At 39.4% G+C, this 21,919-nt stretch carries 17 protein-coding genes; 7 read left to right on the forward strand and 10 right to left on the reverse strand.

The features are described 5' to 3' along the window. Positions 1 to 369 precede the first annotated feature (369 nt). From J8L71_RS06240 to J8L71_RS06250, 3 genes are all read left to right on the forward strand, one after another. On the forward strand, positions 370 to 2,787 hold the full coding sequence (locus J8L71_RS06240) for a TonB-dependent receptor (RefSeq protein WP_210999776.1): 2,418 nt from the start codon (positions 370 to 372) through the stop codon (positions 2,785 to 2,787). A gap of 92 nt (positions 2,788 to 2,879) precedes the next feature. Beyond that, positions 2,880 to 4,463 (forward strand): tetratricopeptide repeat-containing sulfotransferase family protein, encoded by a 1,584-nt coding sequence (locus J8L71_RS06245; protein WP_210999777.1) that lies wholly within the window; start codon positions 2,880 to 2,882, stop codon positions 4,461 to 4,463. Beyond that, on the forward strand, positions 4,456 to 5,088 hold the full coding sequence (locus J8L71_RS06250; RefSeq protein WP_210999778.1) for a hypothetical protein: 633 nt from the start codon (positions 4,456 to 4,458) through the stop codon (positions 5,086 to 5,088). Before J8L71_RS06245 ends, J8L71_RS06250 begins: the two co-directional genes overlap by 8 nt. 922 nt (positions 5,089 to 6,010) lie before the next feature. On the opposite strand, the gene J8L71_RS06255 is transcribed toward J8L71_RS06250, so the two are convergent. From J8L71_RS06255 to J8L71_RS06285, 7 genes are read right to left on the reverse strand one after another with little or no spacing between them, the layout of a single operon-like run. Continuing rightward, positions 6,011 to 6,517: a YqhA family protein gene (locus J8L71_RS06255; RefSeq protein ID WP_210999779.1), complete on the reverse strand. Its 507-nt coding sequence runs from the start codon at positions 6,515 to 6,517 to the stop codon at positions 6,011 to 6,013. Between the two features lie 15 nt (positions 6,518 to 6,532). After that, positions 6,533 to 7,519 (reverse strand): DHH family phosphoesterase, encoded by a 987-nt coding sequence (locus J8L71_RS06260; protein WP_210999780.1) that lies wholly within the window; start codon positions 7,517 to 7,519, stop codon positions 6,533 to 6,535. Positions 7,520 to 7,550: 31 nt separating this feature from the next. Then, positions 7,551 to 8,552 (reverse strand): hypothetical protein, encoded by a 1,002-nt coding sequence (locus tag J8L71_RS06265; RefSeq protein WP_210999781.1) that lies wholly within the window; start codon positions 8,550 to 8,552, stop codon positions 7,551 to 7,553. Positions 8,553 to 8,569: 17 nt separating this feature from the next. Then, positions 8,570 to 9,487 (reverse strand): LPP20 family lipoprotein, encoded by a 918-nt coding sequence (locus J8L71_RS06270; protein WP_210999782.1) that lies wholly within the window; start codon positions 9,485 to 9,487, stop codon positions 8,570 to 8,572. Positions 9,488 to 9,496: 9 nt separating this feature from the next. Next, a complete protein-coding gene (locus tag J8L71_RS06275) occupies positions 9,497 to 10,831 on the reverse strand; it encodes a transglycosylase SLT domain-containing protein (RefSeq protein WP_210999783.1) in 1,335 nt (444 codons plus the stop codon). A gap of 14 nt (positions 10,832 to 10,845) precedes the next feature. Then, positions 10,846 to 11,619 carry an ETEC_3214 domain-containing protein gene (locus J8L71_RS06280; protein WP_210999784.1) on the reverse strand — a complete coding sequence of 258 codons (774 nt, stop codon included), beginning with the start codon at positions 11,617 to 11,619 and terminating at the stop codon, positions 10,846 to 10,848. Positions 11,620 to 11,636: 17 nt separating this feature from the next. Beyond that, a complete protein-coding gene (locus J8L71_RS06285) occupies positions 11,637 to 12,188 on the reverse strand; it encodes a hypothetical protein (protein WP_210999785.1) in 552 nt (183 codons plus the stop codon). A gap of 734 nt (positions 12,189 to 12,922) precedes the next feature. On the opposite strand from J8L71_RS06285, the gene J8L71_RS18605 reads away from it, so the two are divergent. Further along, on the forward strand, positions 12,923 to 13,045 hold the full coding sequence (locus J8L71_RS18605) for a hypothetical protein (RefSeq protein ID WP_282098387.1): 123 nt from the start codon (positions 12,923 to 12,925) through the stop codon (positions 13,043 to 13,045). Between the two features lie 16 nt (positions 13,046 to 13,061). Here J8L71_RS18605 and J8L71_RS06295 read toward each other — a convergent pair whose 3' ends face one another. Continuing rightward, entirely contained in the window at positions 13,062 to 13,436 is a 375-nt protein-coding gene (locus J8L71_RS06295) for a hypothetical protein (protein WP_348771786.1), read from the reverse strand. A 228-nt stretch (positions 13,437 to 13,664) separates the two neighbouring features. Here J8L71_RS06295 and uvrA point away from each other — a divergent pair, with 228 nt between their 5' ends. Then, the gene (uvrA, locus tag J8L71_RS06300; protein WP_210999787.1) at positions 13,665 to 16,226 is read left to right on the forward strand and encodes an excinuclease ABC subunit UvrA; all 2,562 of its coding nucleotides are present in this window, start codon (positions 13,665 to 13,667) and stop codon (positions 16,224 to 16,226) included. Between the two features lie 74 nt (positions 16,227 to 16,300). Here uvrA and J8L71_RS06305 read toward each other — a convergent pair whose 3' ends face one another. Together J8L71_RS06305 and J8L71_RS06310 are read right to left on the reverse strand one after the other, a co-directional pair. Next, the gene (locus J8L71_RS06305; RefSeq protein ID WP_210999788.1) at positions 16,301 to 16,918 is read right to left on the reverse strand and encodes a LysE family translocator; all 618 of its coding nucleotides are present in this window, start codon (positions 16,916 to 16,918) and stop codon (positions 16,301 to 16,303) included. A 67-nt stretch (positions 16,919 to 16,985) separates the two neighbouring features. Continuing rightward, the gene (locus J8L71_RS06310) at positions 16,986 to 19,448 is read right to left on the reverse strand and encodes a prolyl oligopeptidase family serine peptidase (protein ID WP_210999789.1); all 2,463 of its coding nucleotides are present in this window, start codon (positions 19,446 to 19,448) and stop codon (positions 16,986 to 16,988) included. A gap of 166 nt (positions 19,449 to 19,614) precedes the next feature. On the opposite strand from J8L71_RS06310, the gene J8L71_RS06315 reads away from it, so the two are divergent. After that, positions 19,615 to 20,619: a LacI family DNA-binding transcriptional regulator gene (locus tag J8L71_RS06315; protein WP_210999790.1), complete on the forward strand. Its 1,005-nt coding sequence runs from the start codon at positions 19,615 to 19,617 to the stop codon at positions 20,617 to 20,619. Beyond that, a complete protein-coding gene (locus J8L71_RS06320; protein WP_210999791.1) occupies positions 20,616 to 21,845 on the forward strand; it encodes a glycosyltransferase in 1,230 nt (409 codons plus the stop codon). The genes J8L71_RS06315 and J8L71_RS06320 overlap by 4 nt, the downstream gene beginning before the upstream one ends. The last annotated feature ends 74 nt before the right edge of the window (positions 21,846 to 21,919 follow it).

Below are 21,919 nucleotides of genomic sequence, written 5' to 3' on the forward strand. Positions count from 1 at the left end.
CAATGGGGATCAAACTTAATTTTTACAGTGCAAAAAGTAGAATAAGTCATGACTAAAAGAACTATAAATAATGTTTTTTATCGCTGTATAGAAAGCATTAACAATCACTACAATCAGCGAAATTTTATAAACATGAATGGCTATTAACTTTTAATAAAACAAGCTAGCTTCGTATAGCGTGTACCCTTTTCGCTGTGAGTCATTAAATGCAAGGATACTGCTATATAAATTAGAGCTCATTTAAGCCTACTATTTATTCCAAAAAAGTGAATTAAAATTCAACTTTATTATTCCCTGCAATCTAACTCCCTGATAAACTGCTTAACTTAATTTACTAATGTAAAATATTTGAACTGGGGATCACTTTTTATGTTTAAACCAAGCTTGTTAACCTTGGCTATTTCGAGCGCTGTTTCTAGCGTATTTTTATTGCCCAATGCCGCACTTGCTCAAGAAGAAGTTGCAGCTAAAAACAAATCACTCGAAGTAATCGAAGTTACAGCAACAAGGCGCAGCGGCTCTGTACAAAATGCACCGCTAAATATTACAGCGCTTGATGCAGATATTATGAAAGATCAAAATATCAGTGAGCTTGCCGATGTAGCACGTTGGGTGCCTGGTTTAACAATTACCGATCAAGGTGGTCGCTCTGGCTCCCCTATTATTGTTCGTGGTTTAAACACAAACTCGTCTGGTCCATCATCAGATGGCGGCACGGTATCTACTTACATTAACGAAATTCCGGTTTCGGTTGATATGCGTTTAGTAGATATAGAGCGCGTAGAAGTACTTATTGGGCCACAAGGTACCCTTTATGGTGCAGGCACATTAGGCGGCGCAATCCGTTATATGCTTAAACAGCCGGAGCTTGATTTTACGTCATTCGAAGTTTATGGCGACCTATTTCAAACCCAAGAAAGCGACTCTCTAGGTGGCGAAGGTGGCTTTATTGTTAACCTTCCTATTATTGAAGATAAATTAGCAGTTCGCGCAAGCTTAAACGTATACGAAGATCCTGGCTTTATTGATTACGGTTACGTAGTACGTGAGCCAGGTGTATCGCTACCCGATCCTGATTGGAACGACAGCTCAGCAGTTAATAACAACCTCAAAGACATAAAAGATGCTAACGGCGAAACCACTACTACAGGTCGAATTTCTGTACGCTTTAAACCAAACGAATCGTTTGAAGGTACGCTTAACTACTTTTACCAAAACCAAGACAGCGAAGGCCGCTCAATTGTTCATTACAACAGCCTTAATGCAAATAATGGTTTGAACGATGTAATAGGCAAATACGAATCGGCTTATCGCTTTGAAGAACCACGTGAGAAAGAAGATCAATTACTAAGCCTTGAGCTAAAAGCCGATTTAGGTTTTGCCGAGCTTGTATCGGCAACGGGTATTTCAAACTTTGATGCCGACGGACAACGCGACCAAACCGATTTACTTATTCGTCTTGATTACGGTTATGAAGAGTTCCCTTCGTTTTCAACATTTACTCGTGAAATTGATGAAGAAGATACCTTCACCCAAGAAATTCGCTTAGTGTCGCAAAGCGACAGCGATCTTAATTGGATCGTGGGTGGCTTTTACAATAAAACAGAAACCGAAGCATCAAGCAGAGAGTTCACGCCTGGATTTGACCAATTCGCTATCGATAACTTTGGCGGCGCGCAGCTAAGACCCGACTCATTGGAATACTTAGAGCTTACAAAAAGTACCGTCACTGAGTCTGCACTATTTGGTGAAATTGGCTACCAAGTTACCGACAAATTAGATGTGACCATTGGTGCACGTTTTTACGAATACGATGTAGAGGCGCAAGCAGCATTTGACTTCCCGCTTGCAAATACACTTTATGGTGATGCAGACCCTGATGCAATCACCGTTGCTTACGAAAAAGACGAAGCAGGCGATAACGGTAACTTATTCAAATTTAATGCTAAATACCAGTTTACTAATTCAGTCATGGGTTATGTAACAGTAAGTGAAGGCTTTAGAATTGGCGGTTCCAACCTTCTAGCTGTTTGCCCTGATCCTATCCCTGACAACCAGCAAACAGGGTGTGGTAACGCTGACGAAAGGCTTTTTGATGCAGATACTACTACAAACTACGAGTTAGGCTTTAAAAGTACCTGGTTTAGAAGCCAATTACACTTTAACGCCGCGTTATTCAACATAGATTGGGATGATGCACAAATTACAGGCGCTACAGATGTAGGCCAGTTAACTTATCTTTCAAACGCAGGCAGCGCAAATGCAAAAGGGATTGAAATTTCTTCCCGTGCCATTTTATCTGACTCGTTCTCGGTTTATGCAACTTACGCATACACCAAAGCAGAGCTAACATCAGACGCACCATTTTTGTTTAATGCTGATGGCACCGATGGCGCTGAAGATGGCGACCGTTTACCGGGCTCGCCAGAGCATCAGTTCTCAATGGGTATAAACTACCAAACAGATGTGTTTAACGACAAAACCCTTGATATTAACTACGGTTTAACCGCACAAAGTGATGTAATTTCAAAAGTAGGTTTGCATGACAATGGCGAAACCCTGCCAGGTTACAGCTTAAGCAATATTTCTGCTAAGCTAACGGCTGATGAGTGGTCTACTACTTTATACGTCGATAACGTATTTAATAAATACGCCGTTACATCAGTACGTCGTTCAGATGCCGATATAACATCAGCAAATGGCGCCGACATACAACGTAACTACGGTCATTACATTAATCGCCCACTAACGGTAGGTGTTAAATTTAACTATAAATTTGAAATATAATTTAAAGTCACTTTTAAACAATGTTATAAGGCTCAAATTTATTTGAGCCTTTTTTCTTTATTAACGCGTAACTAAACAATAAAAATAAAACAATGCAGCCAAATTTAAAACAACTCCACCAAAGCGCAATTAATCATTTAAACCAAGGCAATATTGAACTTGCTCATAAAGCGTTAGTTGAATTGGTGACTCAAAAAAACGACTTTGCCGATGGGTACTTTTTATTGGCCATGGTTAATTTACATGTTGGGCAAATTCACAAAGCCATAAAGTTAATCGAAAAAGCCCTTAGCTTTGGTAAAAGCATTGAATATACCGCCCAACTTGCAAAGTGTTATGCATTAACAGGTGAGCTTACTAAAGCCAAAAACACCGCTTTAGCCATACCCGTTGAGCAAATAAAAATGCCTCTTGAAGCCGACACCTTAGGTGTTGCACTTACACAAGCTGGCCTGCACAAAGAGGCACTAAATTACTTTAACTGCGCTATTGAACTGGCTAACCGTGCAAATAAACCGCAACCACAGTTTTATTATAATTTAGGGGTAAGCGCTAAGTTTTTAGGCCAATTTGAACAAGCCAAAAATGCATTTGAAAGCGCAATTACCCTAAACCCACTTCACCATGCAAGCCATTTTGCATTAAGCGATTTAACCAAAGCGTCGCTGAAAAATAACCATATAGAACGCTTAATAAACGTGTTTGAGCAGGTAACACACCCCGATGCAAAACTGCATATAGGCCATGCCTTAGCAAAAGAGTACCAAGACATAGGTGAGTTTGATAATGCGTTTAAAAGCCTAGAGCAAGGTAAAATGGCTAAACGGGCTATGCAGCCATTTGATCATAAAAGCTCAGCTGAGCTATTTGAACATATTAATTATCTAAGTAAACAGTACGCACAAGCGCTAACACAAGGTAACCCTACGACCGAGCCTATTTTTGTATTAGGTATGCCCCGCTCTGGCACCACATTAGTTGAGAGAATATTATCGAGCCACAGCGACGTACAATCAGCCGGTGAATTACAAGACTTTGGCCTAAGCGTTAAAAAATTAAGCCAAACTCAAACACCGCATGTACTCGATACTCAAACACTCACTAAAGCTTACGAGCTTGATTTTAATCAGCTTGGGTCAACCTATTTAAACGCCACTCGCGTAACCACCGGCAGCCATAAGCACTTTATAGATAAACTCCCGTTTAACTTTTTTTATATCGACTTAATAACTAAAGCCCTACCAAACGCTAAAATTATTTGCATGCTGCGCGACCCAATGGACACCTGCATTGGTAACTATCGCCAGTTATTTACAATAAATAACCCCTACTACGCATACTCGCTCGATTTACTCGACACTGCCAAATTTTATAGCCGCTTTTACAAACTCATGCAGCACTTAAGCTCCCTGCACATCAATATAAAATTAGTAAAATACGAAGAATTAGTCGCAGAGCCCGAGCAACAAATAAAAGAGTTAGTCAGCTTTTGTAATTTAGAGTGGCAAGCACAATGTATAGACTTTCACTTAAATACTGCACCGGTCTCTACGGCCAGTAAAGTACAAGTACGCCAACCACTTAACAATAAAGCAATTGGCCGTTGGAAGGCGTTTAAGCCCCATACTGATGCAGCAGTGGAGTACCTTTTAAAACAGGGTATAAATATTGAGTAAATATTTTTTGAAAAATATAAATATGTTCATCATTTTAATCTTTTTATTCTGCGCCCATAGTAATGCAGTTACGATCAATACAGATATTAAAAATAAAAGACACTTAGAAGTAGAGGTATCAACTGGTCTAAAGTTGCCTCTAAATTTTGAACTATTAACTCAAAAAAAGCTTCTTAACTTACTAAATAAACACAACAACTGCTCTATCAAAGACGAACATCATAACAATCGATTTGTCTCAGTTTTTAAGCTAAGTTCGGGCGATAAACTACTTGCATTAGCTTGCAACACTGGAGCATATCAAGATAGCTATTTGACCTATTATATCAATGTGTCAACTAATATGGCTTACCCCATAACATGGGCAGAGCCTACCTTTATTGATAATAATTGGAAGCTAAAGCCCACTAATTTACTTACCGGCAGCATTGAAGTTAGTGAAATAGAGAATGAATTAAAGTCTCTGCGCTTATATTCTGCTTTTGGCTCTTGCGGTTATAAAGTCAATTACACCATTTCGTTCCCACAATTGATTAATCTAAAACCTAATTTAATACATGCAGACAACGATTGTGGTAATAGCCTCTTAGTTGATAAGTGGCCTATAATTTCCAATACAAATTAAAGCGTTGGTCGGCTTTTGTAATTTAGAGAGGTAAGCAAAATGTATAGACTTTTTTGTTTTAGGCAGGGCGGTATCCAAATAAGCGACTTGTTTAAGTGTAGGTCGGATAAGCGAAGCGCCATCCGACACAGTAAAATACCTTGCAAATTATTATCAATGTTTTATGGTGTTGTATAGCTCGAGAGTGCTGTGAAATAGCCTTTGAACCTTGGTCGTTTATACTTTGAATTGTTAAGGCTATGCGGTCCCTACTTACGAATGTTGTGCCAGCATCATTTAATGAGCACCCCTTTTCTTTCGAAGTATTGAGTTATTTGAATCATAAAAAATACTCATGGCTTGTCTTACAAATACTGTTTACATTTTCTTCTAAGAGTAAAAAATACATAACAAATTCAATAATCGGCGATTTGGCATAAACATTAAAAACGACAACTTTCTACATATGTTGACCTTGGTTAGGTAGATAAAAAGCATGATATATATGCATGTTAAAGACAAGGTGGTTCACACGTTCAACGTAACTCCTCACCCAACTGAATCAGTTAATTATTGGATTAAAGCATCACATAGCGAGGGAAAAGGCAATATTTTTGTTGCAATTGAGTTAAATAAATGACTAATAGTATACGCCTTACAAAAATATAACTTAGTTACTGATTACTCTATTTATGAATTAACATTTGCTCGATACAGACAAGCTATGTTCCCCAGCAGTTCAAAAGATGAACAACATGACGCTGAATTAATATTAGATATGGTGCTCAATTGCTCTAAGAAAATTCCTCCCCAAAATCAAAATATCTTTGCATTATCCAGTGAAACTCTAAACCTAGAAAAAAGCAATTTAACTTGGCTGTTCAATAAGATAATAATTTACACCTTAGAATGCAAAGCATTTATAGTAAACGTTAACTATATCTCAATTAGAGCGCTTTATTTCGGCATGACCAAGCCATAAACTTATCGCTACTAATAAAACTATAATAGCTAAGTATAGTAGTTCAACCATAGATTTTGGTTTAATTTCAACAAGATAAGCAAATACCTTAATCACTAATAGCATAATGACAACTTTACCTAGCTTAGCTTTTAGCTGATCTATGGTTTTTATCTCATAAGCTTTTGATGTATGCTGCCGTGAATTTTCTATTGGACTGATAAACAGTTCGTATAAACCAAAAGCAAAGATAAATAATATAGCTGACAGCAGAAACGTATCTAAAATTTCAATAACAAAAAGAATAATATTGTCGCGGGTTACATTGCTTGAGTGAGTAATTAAATAATCAAATAAAGCTGAAATTAGATGAATAACTTCATATAAACCCAAACAAATCAAAGCGACACCAGTCACCATACATGAGATAACACCAAAAACGAGTACAATTCGGCTGTTCCAAAGCATTGACTCAAACAGTTTTTCCATACTTCCCTCTTATAATTAAGCGCGCCATTCACTAATTTTTTTAATGAATGGTTTAAAATGGTTATTTTTTTCAGTGAACATGCTTATATATTCAGGTAAAACAATACCGCCAGCCATATGTCTATGTCCGCCACCAAAACCTCTATTGGTATTATTTAAGGTTTCTCTTGCTAACTGCCCAACATCAACATATTGGCACTCAGAACGAAACGATAGTTGCAAACCGTTATTTTGTTTAACAGCTATAATAACAACATCAAATTCGTTAACGGATAAAAGAAAATCTCCCAGCATACCTAGCATATTCTTAGGACATGGTTCAGGTAGTATCACAGAGGCAACACCATTATTAACAGACAAATTTCTAAACGCGAGCTCAAAATTCCTTAGTTCCTCTTGCATCAAGGTATTTCTCAACACACGATTAACAAAGGATAAATCTGAGCGGGCATTTAAGTAAACAAAAGCCTTAATATCAGCTTTACAGAAGCCCCTTGTCATATTCGCGGTATCAACGTTTAATCCTACTAATAACGCACTCGCCACCTGTACCGACATTTCTATACCAAGTAACTTATAATATTCCCAGATAATGGTCGCAGTGGCTCCATAATCACTACGAATATCTTTAAACCAAAATGATTTAGTAGGTTTAATAGTGTGATGATCTATTACTGCAATCTCATCGCCCGGTACGTCTGTTACATTTTTCTCACCGATGCAACCATCAACATTAATGATTTTATCTGACGGGTTTAACTTTACTTGTGAGCAATGGGAAATTGGAATTTCTAACCATTGGATCAGGTTAGAAAGTGAAATTCTGTCAATTTCTCCGTTGTAGACAATCAGAGTGCTGATCTCATAGTGAGATAGCAGCACTGATAATGCATAAGCAGAAGAAATAGCATCATGATCAGGAAAATCATGCGCCTGAATTATCACCCGCTGAAGCGGGGATAACCGCTTAATAAATACTAAAACCTCTTCTTTGCTTTTCATAACAACAAGATACCTACTGCAATCATCATTGTTATTTAGTTATAGATTTGATTGTGTTGTCTATTGAACAAAACATGTTTGTACATTCACCTGAAAGCATGACGATCATGCCACGTTTAATACGTGATTGGTGCTCTTCTTCAACTATTATAAATGACTTACGATTAAAGATATTGTCTTTATCTACAAGTTCACCAGAAGCAACTTTGACTAACTCACCATCCATCTTTATATAAATAGAAACCGCCTGTTCTGCTTTAGCGCCGTGTATACGACCTAAGTTAGTTTCAAAATATATTTTACCTTCAGCTTGCTTAGCACCAGTAACTATTCCTTGTGAACCTACATATTTGCTTAAAGTTACGTAATCGTCATCACCTTTTTCAAGTAACTCACCAATAGCCCCTTTAATTACGCCATTAACCATACTGCCCTCATTACATTTGCGACTAGAAGGGCTCTCTTGCGAAGTAGACTTACGACCAGATAAATTCACAGATAAAATTTGCTTCATTGAAGGTAATGAACGAATCTGAATGTTACCTTTTGCCCGGCCTGTGTAATCACATTCGTCAGGATGTCTTGTACTTTCACCGTCTTTATTTTTAGTAGTATAAGACTTTTCATATTCACTACCCCAAGAGTAACTTGTGATCGTGGGGATAACTAAGAACTTAGCTTCTACCGGACCTTCATAAGCATCATAGTCTTCAGCTAAATTTTCTTTTAATTGAATTTCATCAATAAAACGCTGCGCCATTTGGCGATCAATAACTTCTGATCCACTGTCAACAACAAATTCTCGAATGCTGTCAGCAAATAAAGCCTGCACATACTCTGGCACCCCTACTTTGGTACCTTGAGCAACAAGTAATTTACTGCTTTGAATACTGTCTAAGTCATCAGGCGTGCCCGGTAAAGAATCAATATTAACATCTGGAAATGTTGGTAATGCAGTTGGTGGCTGGGTAGAAACACACGCTGTGATGGTTAAAGTGGCTACCATGCTAACTAAAAGACTCTTCATGTTCATTTGTTAATTCCCTTTTATCAATTATTTAATTTTATTTTCTTCAATAAGCTTTTTTCAGCTCTTGCTAAAGACTGAGATTTTGACTCAAACGAAGAGCCTTTCACTTTGAATGATTCTTGGTATTTCAAAGTGTCAGTTTCATCAAATACTAAAATTTCAGTATTTAAAATTGTAAGATGGTTTTTATAGGCTAGTGTTTGATTTTTCTTAATATTGAATTGCACAACACCAGTATTTTCACCACTACCAACAATGTAAAAGCCACTATTTTTTAAAAACTTTATTGCTGAGCTTTTAAACTCAGAACTAACCAATTCTGAAAAAATTAAAGTATATCTATTACGCTTTTTACATTTTTTAAACGTACGTTCGAAAGTATTAATGGTTTGATAAAACTCATCTTCTGAACCATCACTAATACCAGAGCCAACATAAGCAGGGATAAGCTCATTCAACTTTTCTTTGTTGTTCTGTTCATCAGAAAGCGCATAAAAACATGATGGCGTATAATTACCTTTAAATTCTTCTAAAGCGAAAAGTAGATCAACATTTAAATTTACCAGTTGATGCCTTATAGAGCGTTGCACAAGCTTACGTTCAGCACGCACTAGAACATACCAATTCCCTAACTTTTCTTCACTCGCCACTACTTCAACATTCGGTAATTCAATACCACGACTAACCGCCTCAGTTTGTTGAGTAGCACGTGTTTGCGTTTGGTTGTTTTCTTTCGTTTGTGTGATTTGAGATTTAGCCGTAATACGGGTTGATAACTTCATGACAATATCAGCCATCGCTGATTTTTGAGCTTGGTCGTAGTTTATATCAGTACCTAATCCATAAATGAATTGCTTGTTATCTGCAGGAACATCTAATGCAAAGCTATTCAAAGTAATTAAGCTAACAAAAGCAATAATTATATAACGTAAAAACATAACCTCTCCTTATATATGCTCTGCAAAATAGTTTTTACTATTTACAACCTTGATCAGGTAACGCTGAGTTTCTGTATGGGTTTTAGTTTTAATTACTTCGAACACTTGCTCTGGTGTCATCTTATTAATTTTATTAATCGCTTTCATACGGCCTCTTTCACCACTATTGAAAGCTCTCGCTAAATTGCCAATACCTGTGTTATAAGCTGCAATTGCGCAATACATACGGCTTGTTGGGTTTTCAACTTCTTTTAGGTAGCGGCCCATTAAAATGTTGAAATAAGCACTGCCATATTCAATATTTTTTGTACCATTAAATAAGAGCTCTGGCGTAGGATTTTTGTTGATGGAAAATATTTTTTTATTTACATCGGCACCGGCAGTGGATGGCACTATTTGCATTAAACCGTAAGCAGGAATGTGTGATTTAGCCATAGGGTTAAAGTGACTTTCTGTTTCCATAATAGCAAGTAAAACCTCTTGTTCAACCTGCCACTGATTAGCTTGCATAGCCACTTGGGATAAATACTTTTCAGCTTTATTAAAGCGATCTCGTTTTAGCTGAATTTTATAAGACTTTATATTTTTCTTCGTTACTGTATCTTGCTTTTGACTTAATTCATTCAGTTGACTGTTCAACTCCGCAACTTTACCTTGAGCACGTTTTATTTGTTTCGAGGGAAGCTCTCCTCGTTCAATAAACTGATCAACCTGAGCAATTTGTTGCAAAAGCCTCTTTTCTGTTCTGGCAACAACTATCGCTTGTTGTTTTTCTGCCGGAACTTCTTCGACCATACTTAAGGCAGCCTTTAAATCTTTTCCATCCTCAATTCCAAGATGCGCTAATAAGGTATCTTGTTTTAAAGATATTTTTTCCGCTGGTTTTTTGGTGTTAGAGGATAAAATAGTTTGCGGGGTTTTCGCTGGCGTAAAAGCAAATTCAACATTTTGTTTAGCAGCCGTTTTAGGGGCTACGTTGAGCGCTTCTATAATTGCATCACGTACCATCACTTTTTCGTCATCCGCCGTGATTCGACCTTGAGCATCTCGTTGAATACTGACCTCGATAGTGTCGTTTTCAAAGTTAGCAATGATTTTAACGCTTTTATCATCAGAGTAAGTAACATATTCAGTGTCTGAGCTTAGCTCTGCAACCCCCCACTTTTCAATCAGCTCTTTTTTATAAGCTTCATAACGTTGAGTGTAGTTATCTGTATATTCTTTGTACTTACTCTGGTATTTCTTTTTGAAATCAGCAAAATCACTTTGCACAGCATAAGCAGCTGAACCTGCTGATGTTGCACCGATAACTAGTGCTAATGACACGATTCGCTTAAAAGCCATGATAAAAAATATCCTTATTTTTTGTAATACAACGAATACTCAAAGTCTGTTAATACTGAATCTGCCACTACCGACAAACTCACCTCACCAACACCGTAAAAGTTGTTTCTCACCTTCTTGGTAAGTCGCTTAACGTCTGCCAATAGGTTTGGGGCCTCATCATCCATATTAAGCTTTTCATATAAGCCTCTAAACTCGGCTTTTGAAGCATTAATATTTTGTTCATAACCAATAGCACCAACATATTGATTAACAAACAGTTTTTCTTTACCTAATTCTTCTTTCACAAGTAAGAACTCAACATTATTGAAATCTAATGTAAAATCTTGGAATTTAGTATAATTATCAGCAATCGATAAAGTATTTTCTTTTTCTTGCTTATCGAGTAACCCATATGGGATAAAGTCGTCAACTAAACCTGTAATGGTATAAGCGTTTACTCTGTCACCTTCTAAAATTAAAGTAAGAATAAACTTTTTTTCAAGGTAATACGCAAAGTTTAAATTTTCATGATATTTACTTTTTTTAATTAACTTTGGCTTACCAAAATGTGTTGAGATATAGTCTAAGTTACTGCCTACATTTACATGATTTAACGATTCATATTCATACTTATGTGTGAAGTTTGACAGCGTTAACTGCCAAGCCTCGACTGCAATATCCTTAGTATCACCCCATTGCCCTATTGCCATTAAGCCTAAGGCAATAGCGACAAAATATTCATAGAGAGATTTTTTTTTTACATTTTCTTGCTGTTCTGCATCACTGTTTTGCATTTCTGTTGCCATTATATTTGTCCTAACAACTATTGTGCGTTTTCAGCTTTAATGAAGTTTAAATACAGTAAAGTTTCATTTTCTGGGCTTAACTTAACTGGTGCCTTTTTTATCACTTGTTTAAATAGTGATTGTGCAGCTTCTTCTGTTACTGTCACTAAAGCGCATAAGTTTTTTTGTTCACCCATTTGTGCATAGTCAACTTTAATAACTTTTGATGAACGTAAGGCTTGCTCAGTAAACTGAGTCGTCGTGTTTAAGAGTTTTGATTGTGATACGCTTTCATCTGGATTAGTAGTTTTCTCAGAATACTGTTCTTGTAATGAGGCAATACGACTATCTAGTTGATTCACAAGTTCAGTGCGTGCATGCATCGTTGCTTCTGCTTTGTCCATCGCAAAGCTATTTGATGCGACAACACACGATGAAGCAATTAAGCCACTTTCAGCTGTAGGGTTCAACACCCACGAAGGTATTTTTATCCCCATATCTGAAGCGTTGCTTTTAGGTGTAGAGCTACAACCTGAAATTAGTACCGAACATACTGTAATTGATAAAATATACGCTTTAACTTTAAACATTTTAGTCCCTTAAATTGCGAGCTATCCAACAAAATAACACCTACCAACAAAAAGTTAACAAATGTATCCCTACATATTAAGGTCATTAAACTACAGTACCTACGGTAAGGTCAACACATTCTCTTGCAAAACGATTAAAGTACATGCATTTAGAACCCCACGAAACACCAAGGTGTTATCAAGATGAAAACCTCTTAGTAGGGGCGGTTAGTTATTTATCACGTTTACCTCAATCAGATTTTAGAAAACAAAACCTCATGATTAAAAAAGGTCTTAGTTTAATAGAGTGCCTTTAATACTTGGGTAGCATTCGAGAGACCTTAATCCATTAGTGCAACCGAAACCAACAGTTTTACCTACCGGGTGTTTTTTTGATTGTTGAATATAAGGCTTGAATTGATTAGCGCGCTTGATTACTGAAATCAGGTTTTATGTTTGTAGTCCAGTACGGATTTTCCTAATCGTAAACTCGGAGAGCTTTGTATATGGTTATCAAATCTTGACTTGAGACATCATAACTCCTAAGCGTCTTTAAATAGCTCATAACCACCCAAAAAAAACATTCGAACAAGGTTAAATCCTGAACTCCCATCCACTTCGCCCATTTACTTTTATATCGGTTCACCTCTTATAATGTCGATTCAGATAGCTATTAATGAAGCAGGTTAAAAAGCTCGCTAAATTTCTTATCAACAAAACGCCAAACACCTATTTTTTTGATAAGGAATACAGTCATGAACATTATTACAAAAACAGTTAACGGCAAATTGATGGTGATTGTAAATAATGACATTAAATCTGAACTAAGTACCAGCAGAGCCGGTGCCGATAAACTAAAGCAATTACTACACATTTAACTTATCTAAAAATGTGTTACTGATCATTGCTCGAATACACACTTAAAATAGGAAACGTATGCTCAGCAAACGATACCGTTACCGACTGTGTTTGGTTACCATTAAAGCCTAACTTAAATTCGTTTGGTGTTAGCCTGCTGCCATCTGCAAACAGCGCTAATACGTGTTCTTGATTAAGCTCTCGCTTACCAGAGGCTAAATTAGTAAGGGTAATAACCGCCCAACGCTCCCCTTCTTCGTTACTCATAAGTACATAGTTTAAAATTGAAAAGTCAGACTTTTTAGGCGTTATATTGTTATCGTTTGGAAACGACAAGTGCATACTATTTGGTATGGCGCGGTCAACGTTTAGTACATTATTTTGCGCTGCAAACACATTGGCGCAAAGTATTAATAAAAATAAAAAGCTAGCTACAATTTTTGCCACAATTAAACGTCCTTTTAAATTTAGATGCTTGAATGCTTGATTAAAATTTATACTCACAGTTTTTACCTATTATGTAAACACCTTATTAAAAGCCCAACAAACAGGCTAAGCGCTCATTCAGTGTCACCGCATTAGTATTAATACTTTGCGGCACGTTAATAAACATAAGGTTATTAAACAGGAGTAAACTACATGGCAACCACACCTAAAAAGTCACATGAGGTTAGTAAAACACAATCGGCTTTATTAAACCCAGAGCACAGCATTCAAGTAAGAGGCGCACGTGTTCATAACTTAAAAGATGTGGATGTAAACTTGCCCCGTAATTCACTTGTTGTTTTTACCGGTATATCCGGCTCGGGTAAGTCATCGCTTGCCTTTGGAACATTATTTGCCGAATCGCAGCATCGTTACCTTGATTCGGTATCCCCATATGCACGCAGATTAATAGACCAAGTAGATGAGCCCGATGTTGATTCAATTGAAGGCCTACCGCCTGCGGTTGCACTGCAGCAACAGCGCGGCGCACCGTCGGTTCGCTCATCAGTTGGCAGCATAACAACTATTTCTAACGCGCTACGCATGCTTTACTCACGCGCAGGCGAATATCCCAATGGGCAAGGCATACTGTACGCCGATGCGTTTTCGCCCAATACGCCACAAGGCGCCTGCCCAGAGTGCCACGGTATTGGCCGTGTATTTAACGTAACCGAAGAGCTGCTAGTGCCCGACCCCACTAAAACAATTAAAGAGCGCGCTATTGCAGCATGGCCGCCGGCTTGGCAAGGTAAAAACCTAAGCCGTATTCTTACCTCGTTAGGCTACGACATTAATAAACCGTGGAATACCCTGCCTAAAAAAGCCCGTGATTGGATTTTATTTACCGACGAAACACCTACGGTGCCAGTGTTTCCCGAGTACACACTTGAGCAAACACAAGCCGCTATTAAAAATGAAGAAAACCCTAGCTACATGGGTACATTTACAAGTGCTAAACGCTTTGTTTTACAATCGTTTGCGAGCACTCAAAGCCCACGTACTAAAAAGCGCGTATCGCAGTATATGCAAATATCACAGTGCCCGCAGTGCGAAGGTAAAAAGCTTAAAAAAGAGTCGTTATCGGTAAAAGTAGCGGGCCTTGATATAGGCGAAATTTCGCAGTTAACACTCAATGAGCTGGCAGATAAGTTAAGGTTTGCCGCTAGTAATCCCGCTAAAAGTAACGCTGCAAACCCCGAGAAAACCATAGTCGCAAAGCGTATAGCCAGCGACATCCTTAAGCGCGTAGAAGCACTTACCAAACTTGGCTTAGGGTATTTATCGCTTGAACGCACCACTCCTTCTTTATCGCCTGGTGAATTACAACGCTTGAGGCTTGCAACGCAAATTCGCTCTAAATTATTTGGGGTGGTTTACGTCTTAGATGAACCATCAGCAGGTTTACACCCAGCAGATATACAAGCATTATTAGCCGCGTTAGATGAGCTAATAGCCGCTGGTAACTCAGTGTTTGTGGTTGAGCACGACGTAAGTGTTATTCGCCACGCCGATTGGGTGGTTGACGTAGGCCCAAATGCGGGCTCCCGTGGCGGTAATATAGTTTATAGCGGCCCCGTTGAGGGCTTAAAGCAAATTAGCAGCTCACACACGAGCCAGTACTTATTTAAAAATAACGAATCCCAGCAAACACAAATACAAAACAAACAACGCCAAGCAAAAGCATGGCTTACGCTTAAAAATGTTGAGCGTAATAACTTACAAAAGCTTAATGTAGAATTTCCGCTTGGGGTTATTACAAGTGTTACGGGGGTATCTGGCTCAGGTAAATCAAGCTTAGTAAGCCAAGCGCTTGTTGACTTGGTTTACGATGCACTCGGGCAAAAATCGCAGCCACAAATACCTACCGATGAAGCCGAGCTACTCGAGCAAGAGCTTGATATAACAACCGGCGGGCAAATAACTGGGGGCATTGAGCACATAAAGCGCCTAATAACGGTTGATCAAAAAGCCATTGGCCGCACACCTCGCTCAAACCTTGCAACATACACTGGTTTGTTCGATCACGTACGTAAACTGTTTGCCAATACCAAAGAGGCAAAAGCACGTAAGTACGATGCCGGTCGTTTTTCGTTTAATGTTAAAAAAGGTCGCTGTGAAAATTGCGAAGGCGTAGGCTTTGTAAGCGTTGAGCTGTTATTTTTACCTAGCGTGTATTCGCCTTGCCCTGTGTGTAACGCCAAGCGCTACAACCAAAAAACACTCGACATTACCTATAAAGATAAAACTATTGCTGATGTACTTAATTTAACCGTTGAGTCTGCGCATACATTTTTTGCCGATGAACCCGCTATTTTACGTGCGCTAAATGCGCTGCTACAAGTGGGCCTTGGCTATTTACGTTTAGGCCAACCTGCTACTGAACTTTCGGGCGGTGAAGCCCAGCGCATTAAACTTGCCACTGAATTACAGCGTACACAGCGCGGCGATACGCTTTATATTTTAGATGAACCAACTACCGGCCTGCACCCTAAAGATGTAGCCATGCTAATGGCGCAGTTAAATGGCTTAGTTGATGCTGGCAACACCGTCATTATGGTGGAGCACGATATGCAAGTAGCCAGTAACAGTGATTGGATTATTGATATAGGGCCTGGTGCAGGCGATGAAGGCGGAGTAATAGTTGCACAAGGTAAACCTGAAGAGGTTGCGCAATCAACAGAAAGTAGAACCGCACCGTTTTTAAAGCGCAGTTAAATGACGTATGCTCTAGTTAAAAAATTAAGTGCAGTGTATGCGTAAAATAAAAAAGAGCCACAGGCTCTTTTTTATTAGTCTAAAGCTAACCACATTCCAACAAGCATCATTAAGCTACCAGCAATACGGTTCATCCATTTAATATTATCACCACGCGCTAAAAACAAGCGCAGGCTTTTACCGCCTGTGGCGTACGCAAGCATGCATACAAATTCGCTTACCATTATGACTAAAACAAGCACTAAAAGCTGTGGAGCTACTGCGTGCTGTACACTAATAAAAGGCGGCAATAGTGAGATCATAAACGCCCACCCTTTAGGGTTTGCAATGGCAGTTACAAAGCCTTGAGTAAAAAGCGAACGGCGACTTACATCGCTTGGGCTATGTGTATTAATCGACATTTTACCTTTAGCGCGCCACATGTTTATGCCGATATAAATTAAATATCCGCCGCCAACCCATTTTAAAATAGCGAACGCATCTGGGTAATTTAGCATTACATTTGCTACACCAAGTACCGCAGCAACGGCAACACTTGCGACCCCTAAAAGCTCGCCTATCATCATCCATAAGGTTCGGCGCACACCTATGCTCATGCCGAGTGTCATGGCAAGTGTCATACACATACCTGGAGTAATAGACACAAAAAAGAACGTTGGAATAAAAACCGCAAGCGCTGCTATATCAATCATTAATTTACTCTCGTATTAAAACAAAAACGCGGCTATAAGTAGCCGCGTTATTGCTTACTTATGTTTATTATTGAGCAGTATTTGCTGCTGGTTCAGTAATTACCTCTACTGGCTCTGCTGTATCATTTAACAAATACTTATCTAACCATTGCTCTTGTTCCCACAGTACATGTAATAAGCTTTTACGTGCGCGGTAACCATGAGCCTCGTAAGGCAGCATTACTAAGCGAGCGTCTTTACCTAAGCCTTTAAGCGCTGCGTACATACGCTCACTTTGCATTGGGAAAGTGCCCGAATTAGGATCTTCTTGACCGTGGATCATTAACATTGGTTCGTTAATTTTTTCAGCATGGAAAAACGGCGACATATTAGCGTACACACTTTGTGCTTGCCAAAAATCACGTTCTTCGCCCTGAAAACCAAACGGCGTTAATGTACGGTTATACGCACCACTGCGGGCAATACCGGTTTTAAATAAATCACTATGAGCCAACAAGTTAGCAACCATAAATGCACCGTATGAGTGCCCTGCTATGGCTATTTTGTTTTTATCGGCAACGCCTTTTTTAACTAATACATCAACAGCTGCTTGCGCACTTGATACTAACTGCTTTCTAAAGTTATCGTTTGGCTCGCTGCCATCAACACCTACAATAGGCATTTTAGGGTCGTCAAACACGGCAATACCTTTAGCAAGGTAAGGCATTGGGCCCCAATAGCCAATGTAGGTAAATGCATAAGGCGACTCGCGAACTTGCGATGCTACTGCTTTGTCTTTGTATTCAAGCGGGTAAGCCCACATAAGTACAGGTAACGGGCCCTGAGCTTTATCGTACCCTGGTGGTAAATATAACGTGCCTGAAAGCTCTACGCCGTCATCGCGTTTATAACGTAATTGCTCTTTTGTTACGCCTTTAAATGCAGGGTACGGGTGAGCAAAATTAGTTAATTGGGTCAGTGTATCGTTATCTAAATCACGAATAAAAAAGTTAGGCTGCTCAGTTTTAGACTCACGAACTGTAATAAAGCGCTCGCCTTCGTCGTCAAGCAATGCACGTACGCGCTCGTAATAAGGCGCCTCAGATTGCCATAAACGCTTGCTGCTATTTGTTTTTACATCGTACCTGTCTAAAAACGGAATATTACCTTGCTCTGATGCGCCATTGCCACGCAGGTAAATATAGCGCCCGCCTACAATTTTAATTACGTTAGCGCCTAAATCGTTGCGCTCGTAAATTGCATTACCTGGGTCTTTATACGCATCGTTGTAACTACGCTCTGAAAACAACACGCGGTTTCTGTCAGCATTACGAGGTTGAATAACAAAGGTGCGCACTTGGCGATCGCTAAAGCGCCAATCTGTCAGCATGGCTACGTTTTCGTTGCCCCACTCCATTCCTGCAAAGCGGCGCTCTACTTTGGCAAATAATTTAGGCTCGCGTTTAAATGGTGCACGTAAGCTGTAAATATAATCATGGTGCTTAACATCGGTTTTCATGTCGCCGCCATCTTGCGCCTCGGCCCAAATAACTTCAGCACCTTGATCGGCTCGCCATTCAAAATCACGGCGGCCAGTGCGTACGCTGTCGTAACCTTGTGGAATGTTATCGGCAAGTGGCTGCTTTGCAAGCTCAGCTAGTGCATAACCGCGCATACCCCATATTTGCCACGTACTGGCAAATCGGCTGTAAGGTACTTGATACGAAAAAGGCTCGTTAATACCCGCAACTAAAATGTTGGTAGAGTCGGGCGATACCGAAAACGATTTAAATAATGCGGGGCTACCAATAGCTTGGGCTTTGCCATCAAGCGTAATGTAAGCCAGCTGCCCTTGGCCGTAAAATTTAAACTGCGCTTCGTCAAACGGGCTCGTTAATAAGTTTTGATACGTACGCGCAGGTGCTTTTTCACCGGTGCTTTGTTGAATAACAGGCACTACACTTTGGCTGTTATTTTCAAGCCTTGCCTTATCAATATTTACCGCAAGGTTTGCAACAATTGCGCTACTATCGGGTAGCCATTTATAAGGTGACGACGTTAATACCGAGTTTAGTGCAGCACTTGAAAGCTGTTGTGCTTGTTTGCTCTCAACGCTGTAAAGCCATAAATTTGCTTGGCTTTGTTGCTCAACAATAAACGCTAAATACTTACTATTAGATGACCATTTAGGCGAGCGAATAATACCACTTGGTAAGTTATTAATACTGATAACTGTGCCGCTCTGCACGTGCTTTAGCGCAACTGCGCTGTATTTTGCGCTAACACGTGAGCGCGAAAAGTTAGCCGGATTAAGTTTAATACCCGCCAGTTTAAGCTCTTCTTTTGCAAGTTCATCTAAGGTTACAACACGTTTTCGTTCAAAAAGCGCTAGCCACTGGCCATCGCTCGATAAGTAACTAGTGGGGGCTAATTTAGCGTCAACCAAAGCAGCAAGTTCAGGTGATGGTGTTTGATAGCCTTGCTCTGCTTGGCTTGTTGGCAGTAATGCAACACAACAAATAAAGGCAACTAACAGCCTAAAAGCGTTCATGTTTTTATCCTTTTGTTATTTTTTACTGTTATATGCGTATATAAACACGTTTTGCTATGTTCATAAAGCATTAAGGTAACTTAAGCCCCTGTAAAAGGTGACTTAATAACCCTAATTACGCTACACTACAGCGCTATTTATTCACCACTGCGGCGCACAAAACACAATGCAAAACACAGCTAAATCGGTCACTATTATTGATGTTGCTAAGCGTGCTGGTGTATCAAAATCAACCGTGTCTTTACTGCTTACCAAAAGCGAAAAAGTAGGCGATAAAAGCAAACAAAAAATATTAAAAGCGATTGATGAACTCGGTTACGTTTATAACCGCGATGCGGCCGCCATGCGCTCAAAACGTTCAAACTTAATTGGCATTATAATAAACGATTTAACCAACCCTTTAATGGCCGAGCTTGCTACAAGCCTTGAAAAAACGCTAAACGAAAGTGGCTTACAAGCCATGATACTAAGCACTAATAACAACATCGAGCTACAAACACGCGCAGTAAAAAACCTAAAAGAATATAACGCAGCTGCTTTTATTATTTGCCCAGTAGTAAATACCTGTGCCAAATGGCTTGATACACTAAGCGCGCAGCACAACGTTATTACCTTAATGCGCGAAATCCCTTTTAGCGCTGCCCCTTGCGTGCTGCCCGATTACAAAAAAGCCAGCCACGTAGCAACAATGCATATACTCGCTCAAGGTGTTTCAAACATCGCTTTTATAGGCTGTGAGCTTACAATGAGCGAATCTTTAGCATTACAAAGTGGCTTTAATACTGCTTGTTCGCAGCACAGCATAACGCCTTTAACGGCTATAGCATGCCCGCACAACCAAGCGCTTAGTGCTAAAAATACATTTTTAAACACCTACAAGCAAAACCCACAATTAAATGCTGTGGTATGCGCAAACGATATAATTGCACAAGGTGTTATAGCAGCAATACATTCGCTTAACTTGCCAGCAAATCAAACTATAAAAGTAGTTAGCTGCCATCACTTACCTAACTACAGTGTTATGCCTTGCAGCTTGAGTACGGTGGTTATGAATACCGATGAAATAGCAAAGCGCAGCTTTTTAGTTGTGCAAGAGCTGCTACAAAATACAGCCCCTCCAGTTAAAACGCTGGTAAATGTAAACTTACAAATTAGAGATTCTAGCCAATGAAAAAAGTGCTGGTAATTGGCTACGTATGGCCAGAGCCAAATTCGTCTGCTGCGGGAACGCACATGATGTCGTTATTAAATGCATTTAAAGCGCAAAACTGGGAGGTTGAATTTGCAACCCCAGCGCAGCGTACCGAGCACATGGTTAACCTAGATCACTTTGGTATAACAAGCCAAAGCATTGCCCTTAACTGCGAAAGCTTTGACGAATACGTTAAAGCCTATAATCCAGATATAGTCATGTTTGACCGCTTTATGATGGAAGAGCAATTTGGTTGGCGCGTAGATAAACATTGCCCCAATGCCGTTAAAATTCTCGATACTGAAGATTTACAATGCCTACGTAATGCACGCCACGAAGCGCACAAAGGCGAGCGCGAGTTTACCACCAGCGATTTACATTCAGACATAGCAAAACGCGAAATAGCGGCTATTTTACGCTGCGACCTAAGTTTAATTATTTCAAGCTATGAGATGAGCTTACTAAACAGTGTGTTTAAAGTAGAGCCAAGCTTATTACACCATTTACCGTTTATGGTCGATTTAAGCGTATTGCCCAAAACCGCAAAAAGCTTTGATGAACGCGCGCACTTTATGACTATAGGTAACTTTAGACATGCCCCAAACTGGGATGCCGTTCTTTATTTACAAAAAATATGGCCATTAATTCGTAAGCAACTCCCAAAAGCAGAACTGCATATTTATGGCTCATACCCGCCACCAAAAGCCACCGCACTTAATAACCCTAAAACGGGGTTTTTAATAAAAGGCTGGGCCGATAACGCCTATGATGTAATGCAAAGCGCGCGCGTGTGTTTAGCGCCTCTTCGTTTTGGTGCTGGTATAAAAGGTAAGTTACTTGAGGCCATGATAATGCAAACACCCAGCGTTACCACCAGCATTGGTGCAGAGGGCATGCACAACGATTTACCATGGTCTGGTAAAGTGGCCAATAATACCGAAGATTTTGCAAATGCAGCCGTTGAGCTTTACAACTGTCAAACTGATTTTGAACACGCTCAACAAGCTGGCAATACGCTACTAAATACGCTCTACGACAAAGTAAAATTAAGCGCGGCGCTCATTAATAAAATAGATGCAATAAGCAGCGATTTAAGCGCCCATCGCGAAAAAAACTTCACCGGACAAATGCTCAAACATCATACAATGCGAAGCACGCAATATATGGCGCAATGGATAGCAGAAAAAAATAAAAAATTAGATTAAAAATGACTAGACTCTTATAGATTTGTGTTTAAAATCGCGCCCATTACAAATGGGCGTTTTAGCCTATACTTTTA

Source organism: Pseudoalteromonas sp. MMG007 (genome assembly GCF_018100985.1).
Taxonomy (GTDB): domain Bacteria; phylum Pseudomonadota; class Gammaproteobacteria; order Enterobacterales; family Alteromonadaceae; genus Pseudoalteromonas.